At 55.0% G+C, this 19,714-nt stretch carries 17 protein-coding genes and 1 tRNA gene; 10 read left to right on the top strand and 8 right to left on the bottom strand.

The annotated features are described in order from the left end of the window. Positions 1 to 146: 146 nt before the first annotated feature. Positions 147 to 1,277: a polysaccharide biosynthesis/export family protein gene (locus tag KO497_RS08665; protein ID WP_215943564.1), complete on the top strand. Its 1,131-nt coding sequence runs from the start codon at positions 147 to 149 to the stop codon at positions 1,275 to 1,277. A 19-nt stretch (positions 1,278 to 1,296) separates the two neighbouring features. Next, positions 1,297 to 3,273 carry a capsular polysaccharide biosynthesis protein gene (locus tag KO497_RS08670; RefSeq protein ID WP_215943565.1) on the top strand — a complete coding sequence of 659 codons (1,977 nt, stop codon included), beginning with the start codon at positions 1,297 to 1,299 and terminating at the stop codon, positions 3,271 to 3,273. 2 nt (positions 3,274 to 3,275) lie between these two features. Here KO497_RS08670 and ribD read toward each other — a convergent pair whose 3' ends face one another. Beyond that, on the bottom strand, positions 3,276 to 4,346 hold the full coding sequence (gene ribD / locus KO497_RS08675; protein WP_215943594.1) for a bifunctional diaminohydroxyphosphoribosylaminopyrimidine deaminase/5-amino-6-(5-phosphoribosylamino)uracil reductase RibD: 1,071 nt from the start codon (positions 4,344 to 4,346) through the stop codon (positions 3,276 to 3,278). Between the two features lie 36 nt (positions 4,347 to 4,382). Continuing rightward, on the bottom strand, positions 4,383 to 4,850 hold the full coding sequence (gene nrdR, locus KO497_RS08680; protein ID WP_215943566.1) for a transcriptional regulator NrdR: 468 nt from the start codon (positions 4,848 to 4,850) through the stop codon (positions 4,383 to 4,385). 254 nt (positions 4,851 to 5,104) lie between these two features. Here nrdR and KO497_RS08685 point away from each other — a divergent pair, with 254 nt between their 5' ends. Then, the gene (locus KO497_RS08685; protein ID WP_215943567.1) at positions 5,105 to 5,620 is read left to right on the top strand and encodes a hypothetical protein; all 516 of its coding nucleotides are present in this window, start codon (positions 5,105 to 5,107) and stop codon (positions 5,618 to 5,620) included. A 22-nt stretch (positions 5,621 to 5,642) separates the two neighbouring features. On the opposite strand, the gene KO497_RS08690 is transcribed toward KO497_RS08685, so the two are convergent. The 5 genes from KO497_RS08690 to dnaG all read right to left on the bottom strand — a co-directional run bounded on the left by KO497_RS08690 (position 5,643) and on the right by dnaG (position 11,532). Next, complete coding sequence (locus KO497_RS08690) at positions 5,643 to 6,140, bottom strand: hypothetical protein (RefSeq protein WP_215943568.1); 498 nt, start codon at positions 6,138 to 6,140, stop codon at positions 5,643 to 5,645. Between the two features lie 33 nt (positions 6,141 to 6,173). Next, complete coding sequence (locus tag KO497_RS08695; protein ID WP_215943569.1) at positions 6,174 to 6,452, bottom strand: HlyU family transcriptional regulator; 279 nt, start codon at positions 6,450 to 6,452, stop codon at positions 6,174 to 6,176. Between the two features lie 110 nt (positions 6,453 to 6,562). Then, the gene (locus KO497_RS08700) at positions 6,563 to 7,135 is read right to left on the bottom strand and encodes a hypothetical protein (RefSeq protein WP_215943570.1); all 573 of its coding nucleotides are present in this window, start codon (positions 7,133 to 7,135) and stop codon (positions 6,563 to 6,565) included. Positions 7,136 to 7,169: 34 nt separating this feature from the next. Next, positions 7,170 to 9,164, bottom strand: a complete 1,995-nt coding sequence (gene rpoD / locus KO497_RS08705) for an RNA polymerase sigma factor RpoD (RefSeq protein WP_215943571.1) — start codon at positions 9,162 to 9,164, stop codon at positions 7,170 to 7,172. Between the two features lie 184 nt (positions 9,165 to 9,348). Beyond that, complete coding sequence (gene dnaG / locus KO497_RS08710) at positions 9,349 to 11,532, bottom strand: DNA primase (RefSeq protein ID WP_215943572.1); 2,184 nt, start codon at positions 11,530 to 11,532, stop codon at positions 9,349 to 9,351. Between the two features lie 489 nt (positions 11,533 to 12,021). On the opposite strand from dnaG, the gene KO497_RS08715 reads away from it, so the two are divergent. Genes KO497_RS08715 through KO497_RS08725 form a run of 3 tightly spaced genes read left to right on the top strand, consistent with a single transcriptional unit; the run spans position 12,022 to position 14,924 of the window. Continuing rightward, positions 12,022 to 13,716 carry a TadE/TadG family type IV pilus assembly protein gene (locus KO497_RS08715; RefSeq protein ID WP_215943573.1) on the top strand — a complete coding sequence of 565 codons (1,695 nt, stop codon included), beginning with the start codon at positions 12,022 to 12,024 and terminating at the stop codon, positions 13,714 to 13,716. Next, positions 13,713 to 14,258 (top strand): TadE/TadG family type IV pilus assembly protein, encoded by a 546-nt coding sequence (locus KO497_RS08720; RefSeq protein ID WP_215943574.1) that lies wholly within the window; start codon positions 13,713 to 13,715, stop codon positions 14,256 to 14,258. Before KO497_RS08715 ends, KO497_RS08720 begins: the two co-directional genes overlap by 4 nt. Positions 14,259 to 14,270: 12 nt before the next feature. Continuing rightward, positions 14,271 to 14,924, top strand: a complete 654-nt coding sequence (locus tag KO497_RS08725; protein ID WP_215943575.1) for a TadE/TadG family type IV pilus assembly protein — start codon at positions 14,271 to 14,273, stop codon at positions 14,922 to 14,924. 125 nt (positions 14,925 to 15,049) lie between these two features. Here KO497_RS08725 and KO497_RS08730 read toward each other — a convergent pair whose 3' ends face one another. Further along, complete coding sequence (locus tag KO497_RS08730; RefSeq protein ID WP_252729572.1) at positions 15,050 to 15,598, bottom strand: hypothetical protein; 549 nt, start codon at positions 15,596 to 15,598, stop codon at positions 15,050 to 15,052. A gap of 206 nt (positions 15,599 to 15,804) precedes the next feature. Between KO497_RS08730 and KO497_RS08735 the strand changes: the two genes are divergently transcribed. The 4 genes from KO497_RS08735 to KO497_RS08750 all read left to right on the top strand — a co-directional run bounded on the left by KO497_RS08735 (position 15,805) and on the right by KO497_RS08750 (position 19,709). Further along, positions 15,805 to 16,155, top strand: coding sequence for a hypothetical protein (locus KO497_RS08735; protein WP_215943576.1), 351 nt, complete (start codon positions 15,805 to 15,807; stop codon positions 16,153 to 16,155). Positions 16,156 to 16,265: 110 nt separating this feature from the next. Further along, a complete protein-coding gene (locus KO497_RS08740) occupies positions 16,266 to 17,576 on the top strand; it encodes a homoserine dehydrogenase (protein ID WP_215943577.1) in 1,311 nt (436 codons plus the stop codon). A gap of 212 nt (positions 17,577 to 17,788) precedes the next feature. Further along, positions 17,789 to 19,534, top strand: a complete 1,746-nt coding sequence (recJ, locus tag KO497_RS08745) for a single-stranded-DNA-specific exonuclease RecJ (RefSeq protein ID WP_215943578.1) — start codon at positions 17,789 to 17,791, stop codon at positions 19,532 to 19,534. Positions 19,535 to 19,634: 100 nt separating this feature from the next. After that, positions 19,635 to 19,709, top strand: a tRNA-Glu gene (locus tag KO497_RS08750). The last annotated feature ends 5 nt before the right edge of the window (positions 19,710 to 19,714 follow it).

A 19,714-nucleotide genomic window follows, 5' to 3' on the forward strand; every position in this document is an offset into this window, starting at 1 on the left:
CCACATTCCCTGCGTACAAGCTGCGCCCCTGCAACACATTTTCAACTCCAACTGCATCGGGTGACCTCTGACTAGATTATTGCGGCCAACTTCAGTAGGATCACGACATAATGCGAGCACAATAATGGCTCAGAGGAGACCGAGCAGTGAGTTTTATTAAATCACGCACCCTGCGTGCCACAGCGGTATTTTGTATCGTGGCAAGCCTATCCGCCTGTGGACTGCCCAGATCCGGCCCCACCAAACAACAAGTCTATTCGGGCTCGGTTCTGCAAGAAGGTGATTCTTTCGTAGTGACTGTGACGGACCGCGTAAACGCTGCCACTGGTGTCACCCCCTCACTCGGCTTTTCAAGCCGCTTCACAAACGCTGGCACATTGGGCTCTGACACGATCCAAGCGGGCGATGTTTTATCTCTCACCATTTGGGAAAACGTTGACGACGGTCTTTTGGCTGGTCAAGGCGCGAATGCAACTGTGCTCAGCGAAGTCCAAGTGGACGGGTCAGGGTTTATCTTTGTGCCATACGCTGGCCGCGTGAAAGCTGCGGGCAACAGCCCCGAAGCCATCCGCCGCATCATCACCGAAAAGCTCGACACGCAAACACCTGATCCACAAGTCATGGTGACTCGTGCAGCAGGCGACGGTGCAACTGTGTCGATCACCGGTAAAATCAACGGCCAAGGCGTCTACCCGATTGAGCGCCCCACCCGCACCCTAACGGCGATGCTGGCCCATGCTGGCGGCGTTTCGGTGGAACCCTCTTTGGCGCAAATCAAAGTGATCCGTGGTGGTGAAACCGGTTCGGTTTGGTTCGATGATCTGTTTGACGACGCACGTTACGATATCGCGCTGCGCAACGGCGACCGGATTTTGGTCGAAGCCGATCAACGATCCTTCATGGCACTTGGCGCAACTGGCGCGCAAAGCCGTGTAGCCTTTGAGACGCGCACCCTGTCCGCTTTGGAAGCCATCGCCCAAGTCGGCGGCTTGCAAACCAACAGCGCCGATCCAACTGGTGTCTTTGTCTTGCGCAATGAAACAGACGAAATCGCAAAACAGGTATTGGGACGTGATGACCTCGTTGGGACACAGCGCCTTGTTTATGTGCTCAATCTGACAGAACCCAACGGCTTGTTCCTTGCCCGTGATTTCTTGATCCGCGATGGCGATACCGTTTACGTCACTGAAGCGCCCTATGTCCAATGGACCAAATCGCTTTCAGTGCTCACAGGCTCAGTCTCTGCTGCGGCCAGCCTCGCAACCGCTGTCGAGTAAACAAAACATGCACCACGATGTGCCTGATCAATCCGTCCGAGCCCATGCGCCCGGACGGATTTTATTATCCGACCCTGCAATTGCACGGATTCCAAAAATAAAACAAATTCTATCGGCCGCAGGTTGGACCCCGCATCGCAAGACACCTCAACGCGATGATGCGCTGGCTCTCACGGCCGCTGCTCCTGCGCGCAAGACCCGCGCGGCATGGATTGGTGCGGCATTCATTCCAGATCAACCCTGCCCGCAAGAGGCGCGCCCAGCCCCGTTGGGCATCACCATAGACACGCGCGGCCCTATTCACGACGCGCGTCACCCATCTGACCTTGAGATGATGTTGGCCAAGCTGCCTTTGGACGATGCCACCATATTGGCTCGCGCTCGACATGTCGCAGATCACCTGCCAATGTTGAAATTGTGTAAGAATCCAACTCTCTGCGGTCAAACTGAACTGCCAAATGTTCCATATGTTCTCGTGTTGGATCAACCCAAAGACGACGAGACCCTTCCCAGCGAACCCGTGGCCACCAATGAGCTACGCGAAATGTTGGTGCTGGCGCATGAAGCGCACCCACATGCGAACATCCTGATCTATTCCCCAAATCGTGACGACGCAGGACCAGTTGAGGGCCATTTTGACGGGGCTGATGCCTCGCCAAATATCACTCTTTTTACGGAGCCCGCGAATCCTTGGGATCTGTTCGAACTGGCCACCGCCGTCTATACTCTGTCATCGCCGCTCGGATTTGATGCGATCCTTGCAGGGCACAAACCCTTTGTGTTTGGTCAGCCTTGGTATGCGGGCTGGGGTCTGACACAAGATCATACACCGATCCATCGCCGCACCCGTCAACTCACCCGCACGCAACTCGTTGCGGGGGCTTTGTTTCATTACTGCCAATGGTACGACCCCAAGTCCAAAGCGCTCTGCGAGATCGAGCACGCGCTGGCCATTCTTGAGGCCCGCAATCGCGCCGCCTTAGAGGATCAGCACGGCTATGTCGCCTCAAACATCTTGCGCTGGAAACGACCGCATATGCGACGATATTTCGGCCAGACCGCGATGACCTTTAGTGATGATGCCGCAGCCATCACTCAGCAGATCAACCTTGGCCGCACCCATATGGCTTGGGGCGCAACGGCAAGCGACGCCCCTGTGCGCATTGAGGACGGGTTTCTCAGGTCTCGCGGATTGGGGGCTGCTTTGGTGCGCCCGCTGTCTTTGATCATGGATGACACAGGCATTTACTTCGACCCGACGCACCCGTCCAAACTTGAGGCGCTGATCACCAAACGCGCGCAATTACCTGACCACGCACGCCTGCGCATCGAACAATTTCTCACCCGTCTCAATGCGGCCAAACTCAGCAAATACAACGTCGGCCATGGCTGCCCGCCCCTGCCCGAAGGATACAAAATCTTGGTCGCAGGTCAGGTCGAAGATGACGCCTCGATCAAACTTGGCGCAGGTGACATCAACACCAATCACGCGCTGCTGATGGCCGCGCGTGCAGCCCATCCAGAGGCCATAATCGTGTTCAAACCACACCCCGATGTCGAAGCTGGCCTGCGACGCGGCAAGGTGGAAAATGCGCATGACATCGCCGATGTGATTGCCCATGAAGCAGACCCCATCGCGCTGATCGATGCCTGTGACGCGGTTTGGACCATGACCTCGTTGATCGGGTTCGAAGCCCTCATCCGTGACAAACCAGTCACCTGCACCGGCGCGCCGTTTTATGCGGGCTGGGGCCTGACCACAGACCTTGGCAACACGCCCGCACGCCGTGGCGCCAAGCCCAGCATTTTGGGTTTGGCCCATGCAACATTGATCGATTATCCGCGCTATTTCGACCCTACCACAGGGGCAGCTCTCGCACCGGAACAAGCGATAGATGTCTTGCTGACAGCCCCAAACGGGCGCAGCAAAATGGCGCAATCTGCCTTGGCAAAACTGCGCCAATTACGGGCTCAATATCTGGGATTAGATCGTTAAGTTTACGACCTCCGCCAATGCGTTAAAGCATCAGCCCCCAGAATTTCTGAATGTGTCACTTGATAGCGCGACGCTTGCGCCAAACGGGTGAGCCCCAAGCCGCCAAGGCTTGGCGTGCCGTCTGCACCAATACCAAGCCCTGCCGTAAACAGCGCCACATGGTCCGCCAAATCTGCGTGCAACAGTGACGCGGCCAATGCCCCGCCCCCTTCGCAAAACACACGCGTCAGACCGGCTTCGCCAAGCGCGGCGAGTGCTGCAGATGGATCAAGTTGCCCCGCAATCAAAGGCACTTCAAACAAACGTGCCCCCAAAGTTTCCCATGTGCGCCTCAAGTCAACATCTGCACGTGGCCCATGGATCAACCACACAGGCACCTCGCCCGCAGTGCGCGCCAAATGCCCCGTCAAAGGCAAATCCAAGGCGCGCGACAGCACCACCCGCACAGGTTGGCGATCAATACCTAAATCGCGCACTGTCAAACTGGGATCATCGGCACGCGCCGTACCTGCGCCCACCATCACGGCGTCATGGCTGGCACGCATCGCGTGTACACGTCTGCGGGCCTGCGGCCCTGTGATCCACTGACTTTCGCCCGTTGATGTTGCAATCCGGCCGTCCCATGAGGTGGCCAGTTTCAGCGTCACCATAGGGCGTCCTTGGGTCACACGCGTTAAAAATCCGATCTGCGCGGCTTTGGCCTCAGCTTCAAGCACACCGAAATCAACCGTGATGCCCGCAGCCCGCAGCATATTCAAACCACGCCCGTCAACACGCGGATCAGGATCGCCAAGCGCCACCACAACGCGGGTCACCCCTGCGTCGATCAAGCTTTGGGCACAGGGTGGCGTTTTTCCAATATGCGAACAGGGCTCAAGCGTCACATAAGCCGTGGCCCCTTTTGCCGCTCCCCCCGCTTGCGCCAAGGCCATGGTTTCTGCGTGGGGGCGTCCGCCATCTTGGGTCCAGCCGCGCCCGATGACGCGACCAGATTTGACAATCACGCAACCCACGGCAGGGTTCGGCCAAGTGCGACCCAGCCCCCGCGCCCCCAAAGACAGCGCGTGGCGCATGTGGTGCATGTCGATCAATGACTCAGGCACCTGAACTTACTCGTCACCTTCGGTAGGTGGGCGTAACTCGCTGACGAATTTATCGAAATCATCCGCAGCTTGAAAGTTTTTGTACACAGACGCAAAGCGCACATAGGCGACAGTGTCGATCCGCGCCAAGCTTTCCATAACAATCGCACCGATGTTTTTCGATGGGATATCCGTCTCGCCCATGCTTTCCAAACGACGCACGATGCCTGAAATCATTTGATCCAAACGCTCGGGTTCTATGGGCCGTTTTTGCGTGGCGATGCGAATAGAGCGCTCAAGCTTATCACGATCGAATTCTTCACGACGGCCATTGGTTTTCACCACCACCAAATCACGCAATTGCACGCGCTCGTATGTGGTAAAACGGCCCCCACAGGCGGAACAAAAACGTCTACGACGGATCGCGACGTGGTCCTCGGCTGGACGGCTATCTTTAACTTGTGTATCTAAATTTCCGCAAAACGGACAGCGCATGGGCGTCCCCTTTTCTATGTTTACTGCCTCGACCTGTAGGATCTACGCCCCACTTATCCACAGGCACTATAGGGCAGCCGCCACAAATTGGGTAGATGCAAAATCTGCCGCTAGATGTAGCGCAGCAATGCGTTGCCAAAGAGACTCAGCGGGGATGACACAAAAGGCGCTCTGCTATAGATACCTGTCAGACGGTGGACCTCACCACAGAATAGACCCTCCGCCTGTTGTTAATCCAAAGTGAAAGCGGTTTTATGTTGCGTGTTTTCGTTTATCTCATGCTGTCGATGACCTTTCTGGCCGGTTGCGTCCCCACGGGGGATCAAACATCACCGCCGATGACAACGCCCCAGACGCTCGCTAACGATTTGCAAACGCTAGGCGTAGACCCGCAGTTCATCGCGTTTCTAGCCCAAGAAGGTCGACACGCAGGCGTACGCCATTTCAGCGCATTGCCAAAGATATACAACGTAGGTCGCGCGGCGGGCAAAGCGCGCCTGTATGGGCTGACCAAGCGCAATCGTGTGGTCTATGTGGATTCGGAATCAGAGGCAGGCCTCAGCCCGTTTATCATCTTGCATGAAATCAGCCACGCAGCCCATTTTGGTGGCGCTTGTAACGGACATAACAGTACTTGGGCCAATGATTTCGCCGCCCGTGCAGCACGGTTTCAGGCGCAATTCCCGAACGCGCGTTGGCTTGGACAGCGCCCTGAGCAAATGGCCCGCGATTTGGCCCGCCAATATGGCATTGGACGTAAATGTCCCTAAGGTCGCGTAGCGCTTAAACGCTTTAGTCGCAGGCTTCAGCTGATAGCACGTCTGCGGTATCTTTGCGACAAAAGCCCCCCTGCTCCATTGTCAATCGCAGCGTGTCCAAGTCGAAAAACATATCCGCCGCGCAATTTAGAGATGCCAATTCCTGTTCGCCGCGCAAGACCTCAAGCCCACCACTTTGCTGCTGATCCATTTTGTCATAGGCGGCATATAGCGCGTAGGAAAACTGACCGTTGGGCAGGACAACTCGATCCCAAATGTTGCGCCCAATTCCGTTCCACGGCTGCATGGTGATCGCGTCAAAACCGCGGGTCAGCTCAATCTCCGGGGCCGCACTGGGGCCAAACCGATAGGTCACGCTTTGGTCATCTGCAGTCATGCACAGTTCGACCTGTTTGCTGCCAAAGGAACAGGAAAACAGCTCGATCTGATTGCCCGCACAGACAGCCAACGCTGGCGTGGCATAGACCGTTGTTGCTATGAGAGCGGCGATAGCTTGCAACACAGGTTTCACTTTTAGCATCCCAAACAACGATACAGGCCCGTGTCAGTCAAAGACTCGATCTCCCATTTGGTCGATGAAGACTTTGGATTTGTTGATGCTGGCTTGAGCCGCCTCTTCCTCGGATGCCAAGGTGTCAACGCGCAACAAATTATGCACTTTGACCTCGCCGTCGATGTCCTTTTCGATCCTCGCCGCGATGCGAAACCCGCCGCTGGCTTTTACTGGATCGGGAAAAATCAGGAAGTCTTTGTACAGCTCTGGTTCAATGTCTTTGACCTTAGCGCTGGCTTTGCCGCCGAAGAGTTTTGAGAGAAGGGACATGTGCGGTGCCTCGTATTGATTTGGTTGAGGGGAGTTTGGCGTGTGTGAGGGATGAGGGCAAGACTGACTGTACCAGATGAATTATTTTGGCATGTCTGTCCAATTGCCTTTCATGGACGGCTCTCATTGTTCCAGCCGTCAAGCGCATCCAAACAAACTGAAAATAATTCTGCATTGTGTGCGACAATCCCTTTCCGCGAATCTCCCGTTATTTGACTGGGATCAACGTGATCGTGATGCTCTTGTTCTCGTTGGAGACGTGCATACAATTCTTGGTAAAGAAGTTCAGCAGTAACCTTAGCTGCCTTCAAAGAAGGATAGCATTTCGGTCTTTTGCTCTCATTGAAGTCCAAGTGGGCTGCAGCCTTGTCCCTATACCCTTTCATTGTATCCCAAACATCGTTCAAAGTGCCCAGATCGTCTTCAACAAGTCGGCGATTAAGTTTCTCGCGAAAAGGCTCCACATCGACAACTAGTTTTTTCCAATGAGAACACTCAGCATTTTTTCCAAAGAATTTGCACCAATCCACACTGATCGAGTCCATCAAGCTGCCCTGATAGATACGAAAAAAGTTCAAGTCTGTTTTACGTGGGGATAAAACATCGTACATCACGCATCGATGCAGCAACTCTCTAAGCCCAAACAGGGCTTCACGTGATTTCCGTATTTCGTCTGTTGTCATAAAAAAACGCCCCCGTTTCCGAGGGCGCTCCTATTTATTGATCCAAGAAACTGCGCAGCTTGCGGGAGCGGCTTGGGTGCTTCAGCTTTCGCAAAGCCTTCGCCTCAATCTGACGAATACGTTCGCGGGTCACGCTGAACTGTTGGCCGACTTCTTCCAACGTGTGGTCGGTGTTCATGCCGATGCCGAACCGCATCCGCAGGACACGTTCTTCTCGCGGTGTGAGCGAGGCCAAAACCCGTGTGGTGGTTTCTTTGAGGTTTTCCTGAATGGCGGAATCCAAAGGCAGGATCGCATTCTTGTCCTCGATGAAATCGCCGAGCTGTGAATCTTCCTCGTCGCCAATCGGGGTTTCCAAAGAGATAGGCTCTTTGGCGATTTTCATCACTTTGCGCACTTTTTCCAAAGGCATTTGCAGCTTGGCTGCCAATTCTTCTGGTGTAGGTTCGCGGCCAATTTCGTGCAGCATCTGACGGCCCGTGCGCACAAGTTTGTTGATCGTCTCAATCATATGCACAGGAATACGGATGGTGCGCGCTTGGTCGGCGATAGAGCGCGTAATAGCTTGGCGGATCCACCAAGTGGCGTAGGTCGAGAATTTGTACCCACGACGATATTCAAACTTATCGACCGCTTTCATCAGGCCAATGTTGCCCTCTTGAATGAGATCGAGAAATTGAAGACCACGGTTGGTGTATTTCTTGGCGATGGAAATCACGAGACGCAGGTTGGCCTCGACCATTTCTTTTTTCGCCTGACGCGCTTCTTTTTCGCCTTTTTGCACCTGTTGAACAATGCGGCGGAATTCAGAGATATCAACACCAACATATTGACCCACGATGGCCATTTCGCCGCGCAGCTCTTCGATTTTTGGCGTAAAGCGTTCCAGCAGCATCTGCCAACCGCGCCCAGATTTTTCGCCCATACGGTCCAGCCAGTTTGGATCAAGCTCAGCACCACGGTAGGCGTCAACGAATTCACGACGGTTGATCCGCGCTTGGTCGGCGAGTTTCACCATGTTGGAATCGATGGACATGATGCGACGGTTGATGCCGTAAAGCTGGTCGATCAGGGCTTCGATACGGTTGTTGTGCAGGTGAAGCGAGTTCACCAAGATCACAATTTCCGAGCGCAGTGCTTGGTATTCGGCCTCGTTGTCTTTCGAAAAAGACCCGTCTTCGTTCAAGGTCGCAGACATGCGCAAATCTTGCATTTCAGACAGGCGCGCAAAGTCGTTAGAGATGTTCAAGAGTACTTCCAAAACCTGTGGTTTCAGCGCAGCTTCCATCGCGGCCAAAGACATGTTGGCTTGTTCATCTTCGTCATCATCATCGTCGTCATCATTGGCAATCGGGTTGCCATCTGCATCGAGTTCTTGGGCTTTTACAGCCGCAGGAGCAGCCGCCGCGCCCGCAACACCAGGCGTCACAACGCCGCCCACGACATTTTCTTCGTCGTCGCCATCGATACCTGTGCCGAATGTGGCCTCAAGATCGATCACATCGCGCAGCAAAATGTCTTCGGTTAAAAGCTCGTCATGCCAGATCGTGATCGCTTGGAAGGTCAAAGGGCTTTCGCACAGACCCGCAATCATCGTGTTGCGACCTGCTTCGATCCGTTTGGCAATCGCGATCTCGCCTTCGCGGGACAACAATTCGACAGAGCCCATCTCGCGCAGGTACATCCGCACAGGGTCATCGGTACGATCAAGCTTTTCGGTTTCAGAATTGGCCAGCGTCAGATCGCGCGGGCCGTCAGCTTTGACAAGCTCGCCACTGCTGGCGACCTCTTCTTCTTCCTCGTCTTCGATAATATTGATGCCCATTTCTGACAGCATCGACATCACGTCTTCGATTTGCTCGGAACTGACCTGTTCAGGGGGCAGAACTTTATTGAGCTGATCGTAGGTGATGTAGCCTTTTTCACGGGCTTCCGCGATCATTTTCTTGACCGCCGCTTGGCTCATATCGAGACCAACATCTGCTTCCGCGACGTCGGTTTTTTGATCATCGTTGTCCTTAGCGGCCATCCGGCTCTCCTCAGTCGAAATCGTTTCCTGCGATTCGCCCGTCAAAGACGCGCGAATCAATGGCTTTACGAATCATGTCACGCGAATCAACGATTCGCCACCCGTTTACCCATATTTCCTTAACCGTCCCTACACCAGAGGGTGCCGCGCGGTGAATTATATATAGCTTAGCACAGGTAAAAGGCTATTCTGCCCCGCCCTGCGCCCCTTTGCCCTTTGAAATCCGCGCGATCAGATCATCCAATGCGCGGCGTTCATCGCGTTTCATTTCGGCCCCATTGGCCCCGATATCGTATTCTGCGCGATCCTCGGCCTCGGCTTTGGTCGCACGATTGCGTGCCTCGGCTGCTTGGGCCAAGCGCCATGTGACGTTTTCATCATCCGCAGAGACCATATCCAAGATACCGTCACTCAATTCCGTCGAATAGCCACGACGCGCTTTGAGCTTGGCCAATTCCTCGGTCAGGCACATCTGCGCCATTTCCACATCTGGCCGTTGCACTTGGGACGCGATTTGCACATGGGGATGCGCCATCAAACGATCAAGGGCTGGCTTGCCACAATCAGATAGAACTTTATCCCACAGAGTTTGCGGATCGGTCTCATCGGCATGGGTCAGCAGCGCGTGCAGTAGGCTAGCGTGTTCGGCGTTGGCGGGGTGAAGCGCCTCAAGGCGCGCATCGAATTCAAGGATCACGGACGGGTTGCGCAGGGCCGTGGCCAAGATCACAGCCTCGCGCAGAAAGTCCATATAGCTGTCATCCGACGAGGCAATGACCGAGGATTTGGTCGAGGGCACGGGCACAGCCGGCAATTTGAAAGACTTGGTTTTGGGGTCCCATTCGCGTTTGGGGCGGGCCTCGAAATCGGTGTTGCGTTTGCCGCCTGCCCCGTCACGCCCAGCGCGGCCATTGCCCTGACCCGACCCCGAGGGCGCATCAGCGTAGCGATCATCATAGCCCATATCAGAGCCGCCCTGATCCATGCCCGTATATCCAGCGTCATAACTTGGAGGGGGCGGAGCTGCAAAATCTGGTGCCATCTCAAAAGGATCACCGCCCTGATCCAGCTCACTTTGGGTGCGCTTGGATTGAAACAGCTCAAACCGCATGTCTTTAAGGATTTCACCGTAATGGCGCTTGATCGAGCGATCCTTGATCGGGGTGATGGCATCACGCAGCGCTTTGTCGAGAGACGCGCGGCGTTCAGGGCTGTCAAAGACTTTCCCTTCGGTTTCGCGCTGCCACAGCAAAGTGACCATGGGCACAGCGGCCATCAAAACAGCGCGCATACCTGCGCGGCCTTCCGCTTTTATCAAATCATCAGGGTCTTTGCCCTCAGGCATAATTGCAAAGCGCAGGGATTTTCCGGCTTCAAGCAAAGGCATGGCCAAATCGATCACCCGCATGGCGGCGCGCAAACCCGCTTTATCGCCATCAAGTGCGATCACCGGCTCAGGGTGCATCCGCCACATCAATTGCAATTGGCGTTCGGTGACAGCCGTGCCAAGAGGGGCGACAGTGGCCTCGAACCCTGCTTCAGACAGAGCAATGACATCCATATAGCCCTCTGCCACAACCAAGGTCTGGCCTTTGCCACATGCCGTGCGCGCGCCGCCGTGATTGTACAGCGCAGCGCCTTTGTCGAACAACAGCCGCTCTGGCCCATTCAGGTATTTCGCCCGCGCGTTCGGGTCCATCGAGCGCCCGCCGAATGAAATCGCCCGTCCACGTGCGTCGCGAATGGGGAAAATAATCCGATCGCGGTAAAAATCATACGCCCCGCGTCCATCGTCAGGCTTGGCCGCGACGCCGGCCTCAATGGCCATTTCTTCTGAGACACCATTGGCTTTTAGATGCGCCAGCAAGGCATTTCCGTTGGGAGCATAACCAATCTCGAAACGGTCACGCGTGGCCTCTGACATGCCGCGCTGGTCCAGATACGCACGTGCGGCCCCGCCGCTGGCTTGCGCCAAAGACATACGAAAAAAGCGCACGGCGGCCTCTGTCACCTTAGCCAGCTCTGTGCGTTTGTCAGATTTTTGTTGCGCCACAGGATCGCGTGCAGGCATGGGCATGCCCACCTCACCCGCCAAAATTTCGACCGCCTCCATAAAACTGGTGTTTTCGGTTTCGCGGATAAAGGTTATCGCGTCGCCTTTCGCATGGCAGCCAAAGCAATAGTAAAAGCCTTGTTTGTCATCGACGTGAAAGGAGGCCGATTTTTCTTGGTGGAACGGGCATGGCGCCCACATGTCACCTTTGCCTTGGTTGGACTTGCGTGGGTCCCATATGACTTTGCGTCCGACCACTTGGGTCAGGGAACTTCTGGCGCGCAACTCATCAAGGAATCCGGGTGGTAATGACATGAGCATATTATCTGCGCCCGCGTCGCCAGAGTCCAGCGCGGCTGTGCGACTTTGCCGGCGTATCGCCAAGTCATGAAATGACGTACTCAACGATGCGCATCACAAACGCTTTTCACGTATATCTAATTGGTTAACGCGCCCCCTCAATTGGCATGAAAACAGGCAAAAATCCACCTCATTGCCCCCCAAGTGATTCGCATTTTTGCGCCGTAGGTTCCCAAAGCGCGCCCCTCAGGTGTCGGCATTATGGCATCAATACGGCAGCCAATTTGCTTTGTGTCAGCACTGTGTTCAATCAAAAGCAAAAAAGAACCATAAAGAATATTAAGCTATACTTATGATCAAAAACGCACACCAAAGACGCGTTTCGTTTTACATTGTTAACGCTTTGAGGGATATTGACGTGTCGATGTGGGCCTTAAGCAAGCCCGTGACGCATCGGCATTTGGGAAATGGGGGCACCACTGGACAACGTGAGTTGGTGCTACAATGTTTGGGACGACACAAAACACTCGGGACACAGCGCACAAATTGCGCCCAGCCAAGACACTTAGCGCGTGTCGGGCATGGTTGAACCGAACCAAAATCATGGCGCGTCAGTATGGCCGTGATGAAGAGGGCTCTTTGCTCATCTTCGGGCTTTTCACCTTTGTGATCGTTCTTGTTCTTGCAGGCATTGGCGTCGATATCGTGCGCCACGAAACCCTGCGTACCGAATTGCAAAACACCGCCGACCGCGCCGTTTTGGCTGCGGCAAGCAGTGAAACAACCGATGCAGCCAAAGCTGTTGTGCGCGATTACTTCGCAAAAGCCGGTTTGACAGAATTCCTTGAGGACGTGGAAGTCGAAGGCGTGGGCTACGGCAAACGCGTTAAAGCCACCGTGACGGCAGATATTCCGACCTATTTCTTGCGCCTCTCTGGCGTGGATAATTTAGAACTAAACAGTTACAGCGTCGCCGAACAAGGTATGACAGAACTGGAAGTGGCGCTGGTTTTGGACGTGTCCGGATCCATGAACAGCAGCAGCCGTTTGGCAAACCTGAGCCTTGCAGGCAAAGCCTTTGCGACAACCGTATTTTCAAACTCTATTGCCGGTCATGTGGCCGTCTCAGTTGTGCCCTACGCAACGCAGGTCAACGTTGGCCCTGACATCGCCGCGCAATTCTTGCGCGAAGACAGCCACGAAACCTCCCATTGTTTAAACTTTACCGCAGATGACTTTACGACCAATTCAGTCGAGTTGATCACCGATGACGATCCAAAATCCTACGAACAAACGCTGAATTTTGACCCTTGGTACTACAACGAGCCAAATGAAGGGCTCGTGACACAGGTTTGTAACCCAGCCGAAAACAATCGCGTTTTGCCCTTTTCGACATCCAACACTGCCGTCGAGAATAAAATTACGGGCCTAACGGCAGACGGCAACACATCCATTGATGTCGGTGTGAAATGGGGCATGTCCATGCTGGACCCCTCGTTCCAAGATGTGACGACAGCACTGGTCGCTGATGGATTGGACGCGTCAAATGCAGGCCGCCCACATGAATATTCATCATCAACGCTAAAAGTGATGGTGGTGATGACTGATGGTGTGAACACATCGCAGTACTATGTGCCTGATCCTTACCGTTCAGGCAATTCAGACATCTATCTGGACCCCGACACAGATCGCGTGTCTTTTGCAGAAGAGAATGAAGTCTGCACATCGACGCCGTATACGAACTGGAAGGGTAAGACAAAATACAAAACAACCTGCGAAGACGTGATCCAATACTACGCACCACATAATGAATCGTTTTACGAAGATCCTTATGGTGGCTGGGATGATGTGCGTTTGTTGACCTGGCCCGAAGTATGGGACCGTTTCACCATCGATAGCCACGCCTATACCCGTTACGAGGCCTCAGGCGATTCAGATGATTACTACGACTGGCGCGACATTGACAAAAGCTATGGCAGCAGCACCAAGAATTCGCGTTTGCTACAAGCCTGCCAAGCCGCCAAAGACAAAGGCATTATCGTCTTCACGATCGGTTTCGAGGCGCCAAGCTCAGCCGCATCTATTTTGAAGAGCTGTGCCTCGTCGGAAGCGCATTACAAAGATGCCGACGGATTAGAGATTGCAGATGCTTTTGCCGCTGTGGCGACCAAAATCACTGAATTGAGGTTGGTGGAATGAGTATTCTTTCACGCTTGAAACACACAACGCGATTTTTTGCGAAAGACGACTGCGGCTCTGCCACCATGGAATTTTCCGTGCTGTTCCCGATCTTCGTCTTCATCCTGATGGGCGGATACGAGATAGGTTATTACACGGTATCGTCAACCATGCTGGATCGCGGTCTGGACATGGCTGTGCGCGATGTACGTTTGGGTCTTATGGAAGACGTTGATCTGCCAACGCTGAAAAACAGCGTGTGCCGCTATGCGACTTATATCAGAAATTGTGAAGAAAACATTCACATCGCACTTGAACCTGTGGTCGCCAGCGGATTTGTCATCCCTTCAAGCTACGCCGAATGCATTGATCGCGCGGAGGATGTTACCCCCGCCACGACCTTTTCTGATGGCGATGAAAACGAACTGATGTTGGTGCGCGCCTGTGTGAACATCGATCCTATTTTTCCAACGACATGGCTTGGGGCACAGCTTGAAAGCTATGAAGGCTCAGGCATCGCCATGGTCTCGACCGCTGCTTTCGTTAACGAACCAAACACATAGGAGCCATGTAGCATGAAACATTTTCGCATTCCCAAGCAGCGCATCGTTTCTATCGCGCGCCGCTATAGATGTAGCGACCTTGGCTCGATGAGCATCGAGACCGTGTTGGTTCTGCCCGTGATATTGACCGGCCTTCTATTGGCTTACACCTATTTTTCTGCCTTTCAAATAAAAGGCATGGCCAACAAAGCCGCCTATACGGTATCCGATTATGTGTCCCGCCAAACTGACCCTATCGACGCAGATTTTGTCGAAGGTCTGTCCAGTATTTACGGCTATCTGACCAATACAGGAACCAAATCCCTGCGGTTGTCGTCTTTCACATGGTCAGACATTGATGGATCACCCGATTACAAACTCGAATGGTCTTATGCCGCAAATGGTGGCGAGGCGCTCAACGGAGAGTCCTATTCATCCGTCGTGTCCCGCCTGCCGGCCATGACCAGTGGCGAAACAGTATTGGTTATGGAAACGACAACCGATTGGGCCCCTGTGTTCAACGTGGGCCTCGACGACCTGACCTTTACTGACTTTGTTGTGACCAAACCTCGTTTTGCGACACAAGTTCTGTTTGATGATGGATCCGAAGACGACGATGGCGGCGGTGATTCATCAGATGATATAAGCGGCACAGACACCTATAGCTATTACAACAGTGGCTCCTAGGTTTGGCCCAACATGCCTCAATCTAAACTGCGATACGAAACGCGATATAAAACCAAAAATAAAAATGGCCGTCTCACTTGAGGCGGCCATTTTTCCTGTGGTCATTTACGATATTTCAAATGCAATCAACTATCTGCCTGCGCGTTCAAACGGCGGTTCACCACACGCGCGGCCAAAACATCCGCCATTGCCTTGCCAGCCCCTGGCGATGTCACGCCGCCGACACCAATGCGACGCCCAAGGCGCCACCATAGACCCGGCGCCCAACCGCGCGCGGCTGGCATATTATCATTCAAGACAATCACAAATCCGTTGGACGGTTTGAACGCAAACGCGCCGCGCTGTACGTGATGAATATCGTCAATCCGGCACAAGACCCGACCGCCCTCTTCACGGATATCCTCAGCAGTCATCACCAGATCGCGTGAGGTCGAGACCCAAAGACGGTAGGTGGCAAACAAAAGCACCACCCCCATTGCAAGCAAAAACACCTTACCGATCAAAACCGCAGGGGGCGTGGTCGCCAAAATCCAAAGATGGATCACCCCCAAGCCGCCCAAAGTCCCAACGGCAAACACCCGTCGCGGCATCGTCGCGGGCAAAGCGAATTCTTTCTCTTCAGGCTGATGCTCTGCTGACATCGCGTTGTAGCCGTCTTCATTTTGGTCGCTCATGAGACCCTCCTCAAAAGATGTACCGCGTTAAAATCTTTCAACTGCCTACCTTGCAGCGCCACAAACGAAAAGCGAAAACCAGCCATGCCTTGTTTTGTCAGCCCCCACAGCCCAATTTCTATCAGCCATCGCAGCTTTGGCGCATTGCTCCCCTGTCCTACGCAAGTTAAGGTCGCGTTGATTTGATCCCCTCAAGAGTGTCCCCGATGCGCAGCCCAGAGTCCAAGTTCAGCCTCACATACGCCCCTGCCTTGGCGCGCGTCGCCGGTGTGGCTTCGATCTGTTTGATACTCATCGGCTGCACGCCGCCCCCTGATCTACAGGGACGCGTCCAGCCGATAGACAATACGCTCCCATGGCCGACGCTGTTCACCACAGCACAATTGGAACAGACCGTCACCCCAACCCTGAGCGAAGACAAGACCAGCACGGAGGCCACCGACAGTCTGACCGCGCGCGCCGCTGCATTGCGCACCCGTGCCCGCGGCCTGTCGGCGCCAGTATTGGACAGTGCCACACGCAAGCACCTTTTGGCGGCAGTCGCGCGTCACCCCTAACGCGCCCGAACCTCCCCCCACACATAACGCGGCACCCCTCATTCAGTTGCACAGGCTCGCAGAAGTCGGTAACAGACGTGCAAGTTCACTTTCATCGTTTGGAGCGCATCATGCCCGCAGAAAACCTCGCCAAAGCCCCCCTTCGTCTCGGAATCGCAGGATTGGGCACGGTCGGCATGGGCGTGATCAAAATCGTGCAGGAAAAAGCAGACCTTTTGGCCCTTCGCACCGGCCGCGATGTGGTCATTTCCGCCGTTTCCGCGCGCTCGAAATCCAAAGATCGTGGCTTTGACCTGTCTGGCTACGCCTGGGAAGACGATCCCGTCGCCTTGGCCAAACGCGGCGATGTGGATGTGTTTGTTGAGCTGATGGGCGGCGATTCAGGCCCTGCCAAAACAGCAACTGAGGCCGCTTTGGCCCTTGGCAAAGATGTGGTCACCGCCAACAAAGCGCTTTTGGCGCATCATGGTCAGGCTTTGGCAGAAACGGCTGAAGCCAATGGCGCTGTCTTGCGCTTTGAAGCCGCCGTCGCTGGTGGCATCCCCGTGATCAAAGCCCTCACCGAAGGGCTGGCTGGCAATGGTATCACCCGTATCATGGGAGTGATGAACGGCACTTGCAATTACATCCTCACCCGTATGCAAGCCACGGGCCAAGGTTATAACGCTCTATTCGATGAATGCGCGCGTTTGGGATACCTTGAAGCCGATCCGCAACTGGATGTGGGCGGCATTGATGCTGGCCACAAACTGTCGCTTTTGGCCTCTGTCGCCTTTGGCACGAAAGTCAATTTCGCCGCAGTGGAATTGGAAGGCATCGAGCGCATTTCAAACGACGATATCGCGCATGCTGCCGATATGGGATATAAAATCAAACTCTTAGGCGTCACTCAGATGTCTGGGCGCGGCCTTGAGCAGCGCATGACACCCTGTCTTGTGCCTGACACCTCCCCCTTGGGTCAACTTGATGGCGGCACCAATATGGTGGTGCTGGAAGGCGACGAAGTGGGTCAGATCGTCTTGCGCGGCGCGGGCGCGGGCATGGGACCGACCGCCTCTGCTGTGATGTCCGATATCTTGGACATCGCGCGCGGCACGCGGATCAGCACCTTTGGCCAACCCGCTGCCACCTTGGTCGATGCAATCCCTGCGGTTGCCGCGACTCCTGCGCCCTATTACTTGCGTCTGGCGCTTATCGACAAACCCGGCGCCATGGCGAAAATCACCAGCGCTTTGGGCGATGCAGGCGTCTCTATCGACCAAATGCGTCAATACGGCCAAACCGACGACGCCGATGTCGCCCCTGTTTTGATCGTCACAGACCCTACCCCGCGCAGCGGCTTGGATGCGGCGATCGAGACAATGCAAGCCACGGGCGTTCTGGTCAGTGACCCCGTCGCAATCCGTATTGAGACGGTCTAGACGTTGGTATCGGGGCGCGTTTTGATCACGCGCCCCTAAATCTGATCCCATACCAATGAGCGCCTGAAGCTTATCATCGGGTGATGAACAACCATCAAGCCGATGGGGATTGGCATCCTCTCTGTCCAAACGTCACAAATTCCACAAATCAGTCACGCGCCCAGTGCATTCAGGGTTTGCATGTGTGCTAAGATGCGACGATACAATTGGGCATGAATGATTTTCTTGACGTCTCCGCCTCATTAACAGGCCGCCGCTGGGTTGGCCCCACCCCTGAAAACAATCGCTTGGCCGAAGCCATGGCGCAGCAAACGGACCTGCCTTTGCCGCTTTGTCAAACGCTGACGCGGCGCGGGGTTGCTGTGGAAGAGGCCGAGGCATTTTTAGCCCCTGCCCTCAAAGACTTGCTGCCTGATCCTATGGTTCTGAAAGACATGGAACCTGCGGCCACCCGCTTTATCAAAGCGTTACAGGCGCGTGAAAAAATCGCCATTTTTGCAGATTACGATGTGGACGGCGCGACTTCGGCGTCTTTGTTGATCACATGGCTGCGCGACATGGGGCATAGCGCGACGCTCTATATTCCGGATCGCATTGATGAAGGCTACGGGCCGAATGATCCGGCAATGGCCGCCCTCGCCCGCGATCACGATCTTATTGTCTGCGTTGATTGTGGCACGCTCTCACACGACCCTATTGCGGCAGCAAAAGGCGCCGACGTCATTGTGCTGGACCACCACCTTGGCGGCGAGACCCTGCCCGATTGTGTGGCCGTGGTGAACCCGAACCGCCAAGACGAAACTGGCGATCTGGCGCATCTTTGCGCGGCGGGCGTGGTGTTTTTGCTGCTGGTGGATGTGAACAGGCGCTTGCGGGCGCAAGATGTGCGCGGGCCGAACCTGATGCGCTATCTTGATCTTGTGGCCCTTGGCACCGTGGCTGATGTGGCACCGCTGATTGGAGTGAACCGCGCGCTGGTGCGGCAAGGCCTGCGGGTGATGGCCGACCGCGAACGCATTGGCATTCGCAAACTGGCCGATGTGTCGCGCATGGACACCGCGCCGACGGCGTATAGCCTTGGGTTTATGCTGGGCCCGCGCATCAATGCGGGCGGGCGTATCGGCGCTGCGGATTTGGGGGCGCGATTGCTGTCAACCACGGACGAGGCCGAAGCGCAAATGCTGGCCGAACGATTGGATTACCTGAACACAGAGCGCCGCGAGATCGAAGCCACAGTGCGCGCAGGCGCGTTGGATCAAGCGGCCGAGCGGGGCTTGGACGGACCGCTTGTCTGGGCTGCGGCCGATGGCTGGCATCCAGGTGTGGTGGGCATCGTTGCCTCACGTTTGAAAGAATCCACCAATCGTCCGGCCGTGGTGATCGGCTTTGATGGGGATGAGGGCAAGGGCTCTGGCCGGTCTATTTCTGGCGTTGATTTGGGCGCAAGCATCCAACGTCTGGCGGCAGAGGGCCTTCTGGTCAAAGGTGGTGGGCACAAGATGGCCGCTGGCTTGACAGTGATGCGCGATCAGTTGGAACCCGCCATGGCGCGCCTGTCCGAACTTTTGGCAAAACAGGGGGCTGGCGAAGCGGGGCCTGCAGATTTGAAACTTGATTCGTTGTTGATGCCTGGCGCCGCTAGCATCGAGTTGATCCATAAAATCGAGGCAGCAGGCCCCTATGGGGCATCTGCCGCCGCACCGCGCTTTGCATTTCCCAGTTGCATGATTCACTTTGCCAAACGCGTCGGAGAAAGCCATCTGAAAATCAGTTTTTCTGACGGCCAAGGCCCACGCTTGGATGCCATTAGCTTTGGAGCTTTTGATACCAAACTTGGCCCAGCCTTAGAAGGTCACGGCGGAAAACGGTTTCATTTGGCAGGGCGTTTGGAAATTAACACATGGGGCGGACGTCAATCGGTGCAACTCCGTTTGGAAGATGGTGCCGAGGCCACTTAGTTAGGTGTTTTGAACCTCTTTTGAAAAAAATGGGTTCAGAGGCATTTTATCTCTTGCGCCGCGCGGACGGCTCGCCTAAATACCGCCTCACGCCAATCGCGGTCCCTTCGTCTATCGGTTAGGACGCCAGGTTTTCAACCTGGAAAGAGGGGTTCAATTCCCCTAGGGACTGCCATTAGC

Origin of the sequence: Pacificibacter marinus (assembly GCF_018860665.1) — a bacterium.
GTDB classification, from domain to species: Bacteria; Pseudomonadota; Alphaproteobacteria; order Rhodobacterales; family Rhodobacteraceae; genus Celeribacter; species Celeribacter marinus_A.

Coding starts and splice junctions, on each gene's coding strand:
- ribD (WP_215943594.1), bottom strand. CDS start 4,346: ATGCGCCACGCGCTGTCTTTGGGGGCGCGGGGGCTGGGTCGCACTTGG.
- nrdR (WP_215943566.1), bottom strand. CDS start 4,850: ATGCGCTGTCCGTTTTGCGGAAATTTAGATACACAAGTTAAAGATAGC.
- KO497_RS08685 (WP_215943567.1), top strand. CDS start 5,105: ATGTTGCGTGTTTTCGTTTATCTCATGCTGTCGATGACCTTTCTGGCC.
- KO497_RS08695 (WP_215943569.1), bottom strand. CDS start 6,452: ATGTCCCTTCTCTCAAAACTCTTCGGCGGCAAAGCCAGCGCTAAGGTC.
- KO497_RS08700 (WP_215943570.1), bottom strand. CDS start 7,135: ATGACAACAGACGAAATACGGAAATCACGTGAAGCCCTGTTTGGGCTT.
- rpoD (WP_215943571.1), bottom strand. CDS start 9,164: ATGGCCGCTAAGGACAACGATGATCAAAAAACCGACGTCGCGGAAGCA.
- dnaG (WP_215943572.1), bottom strand. CDS start 11,532: ATGTCATTACCACCCGGATTCCTTGATGAGTTGCGCGCCAGAAGTTCC.
- KO497_RS08715 (WP_215943573.1), top strand. CDS start 12,022: ATGTTTGGGACGACACAAAACACTCGGGACACAGCGCACAAATTGCGC.
- KO497_RS08720 (WP_215943574.1), top strand. CDS start 13,713: ATGAGTATTCTTTCACGCTTGAAACACACAACGCGATTTTTTGCGAAA.
- KO497_RS08725 (WP_215943575.1), top strand. CDS start 14,271: ATGAAACATTTTCGCATTCCCAAGCAGCGCATCGTTTCTATCGCGCGC.
- KO497_RS08730 (WP_252729572.1), bottom strand. CDS start 15,598: ATGAGCGACCAAAATGAAGACGGCTACAACGCGATGTCAGCAGAGCAT.
- KO497_RS08735 (WP_215943576.1), top strand. CDS start 15,805: ATGCGCAGCCCAGAGTCCAAGTTCAGCCTCACATACGCCCCTGCCTTG.
- KO497_RS08740 (WP_215943577.1), top strand. CDS start 16,266: ATGCCCGCAGAAAACCTCGCCAAAGCCCCCCTTCGTCTCGGAATCGCA.
- recJ (WP_215943578.1), top strand. CDS start 17,789: ATGAATGATTTTCTTGACGTCTCCGCCTCATTAACAGGCCGCCGCTGG.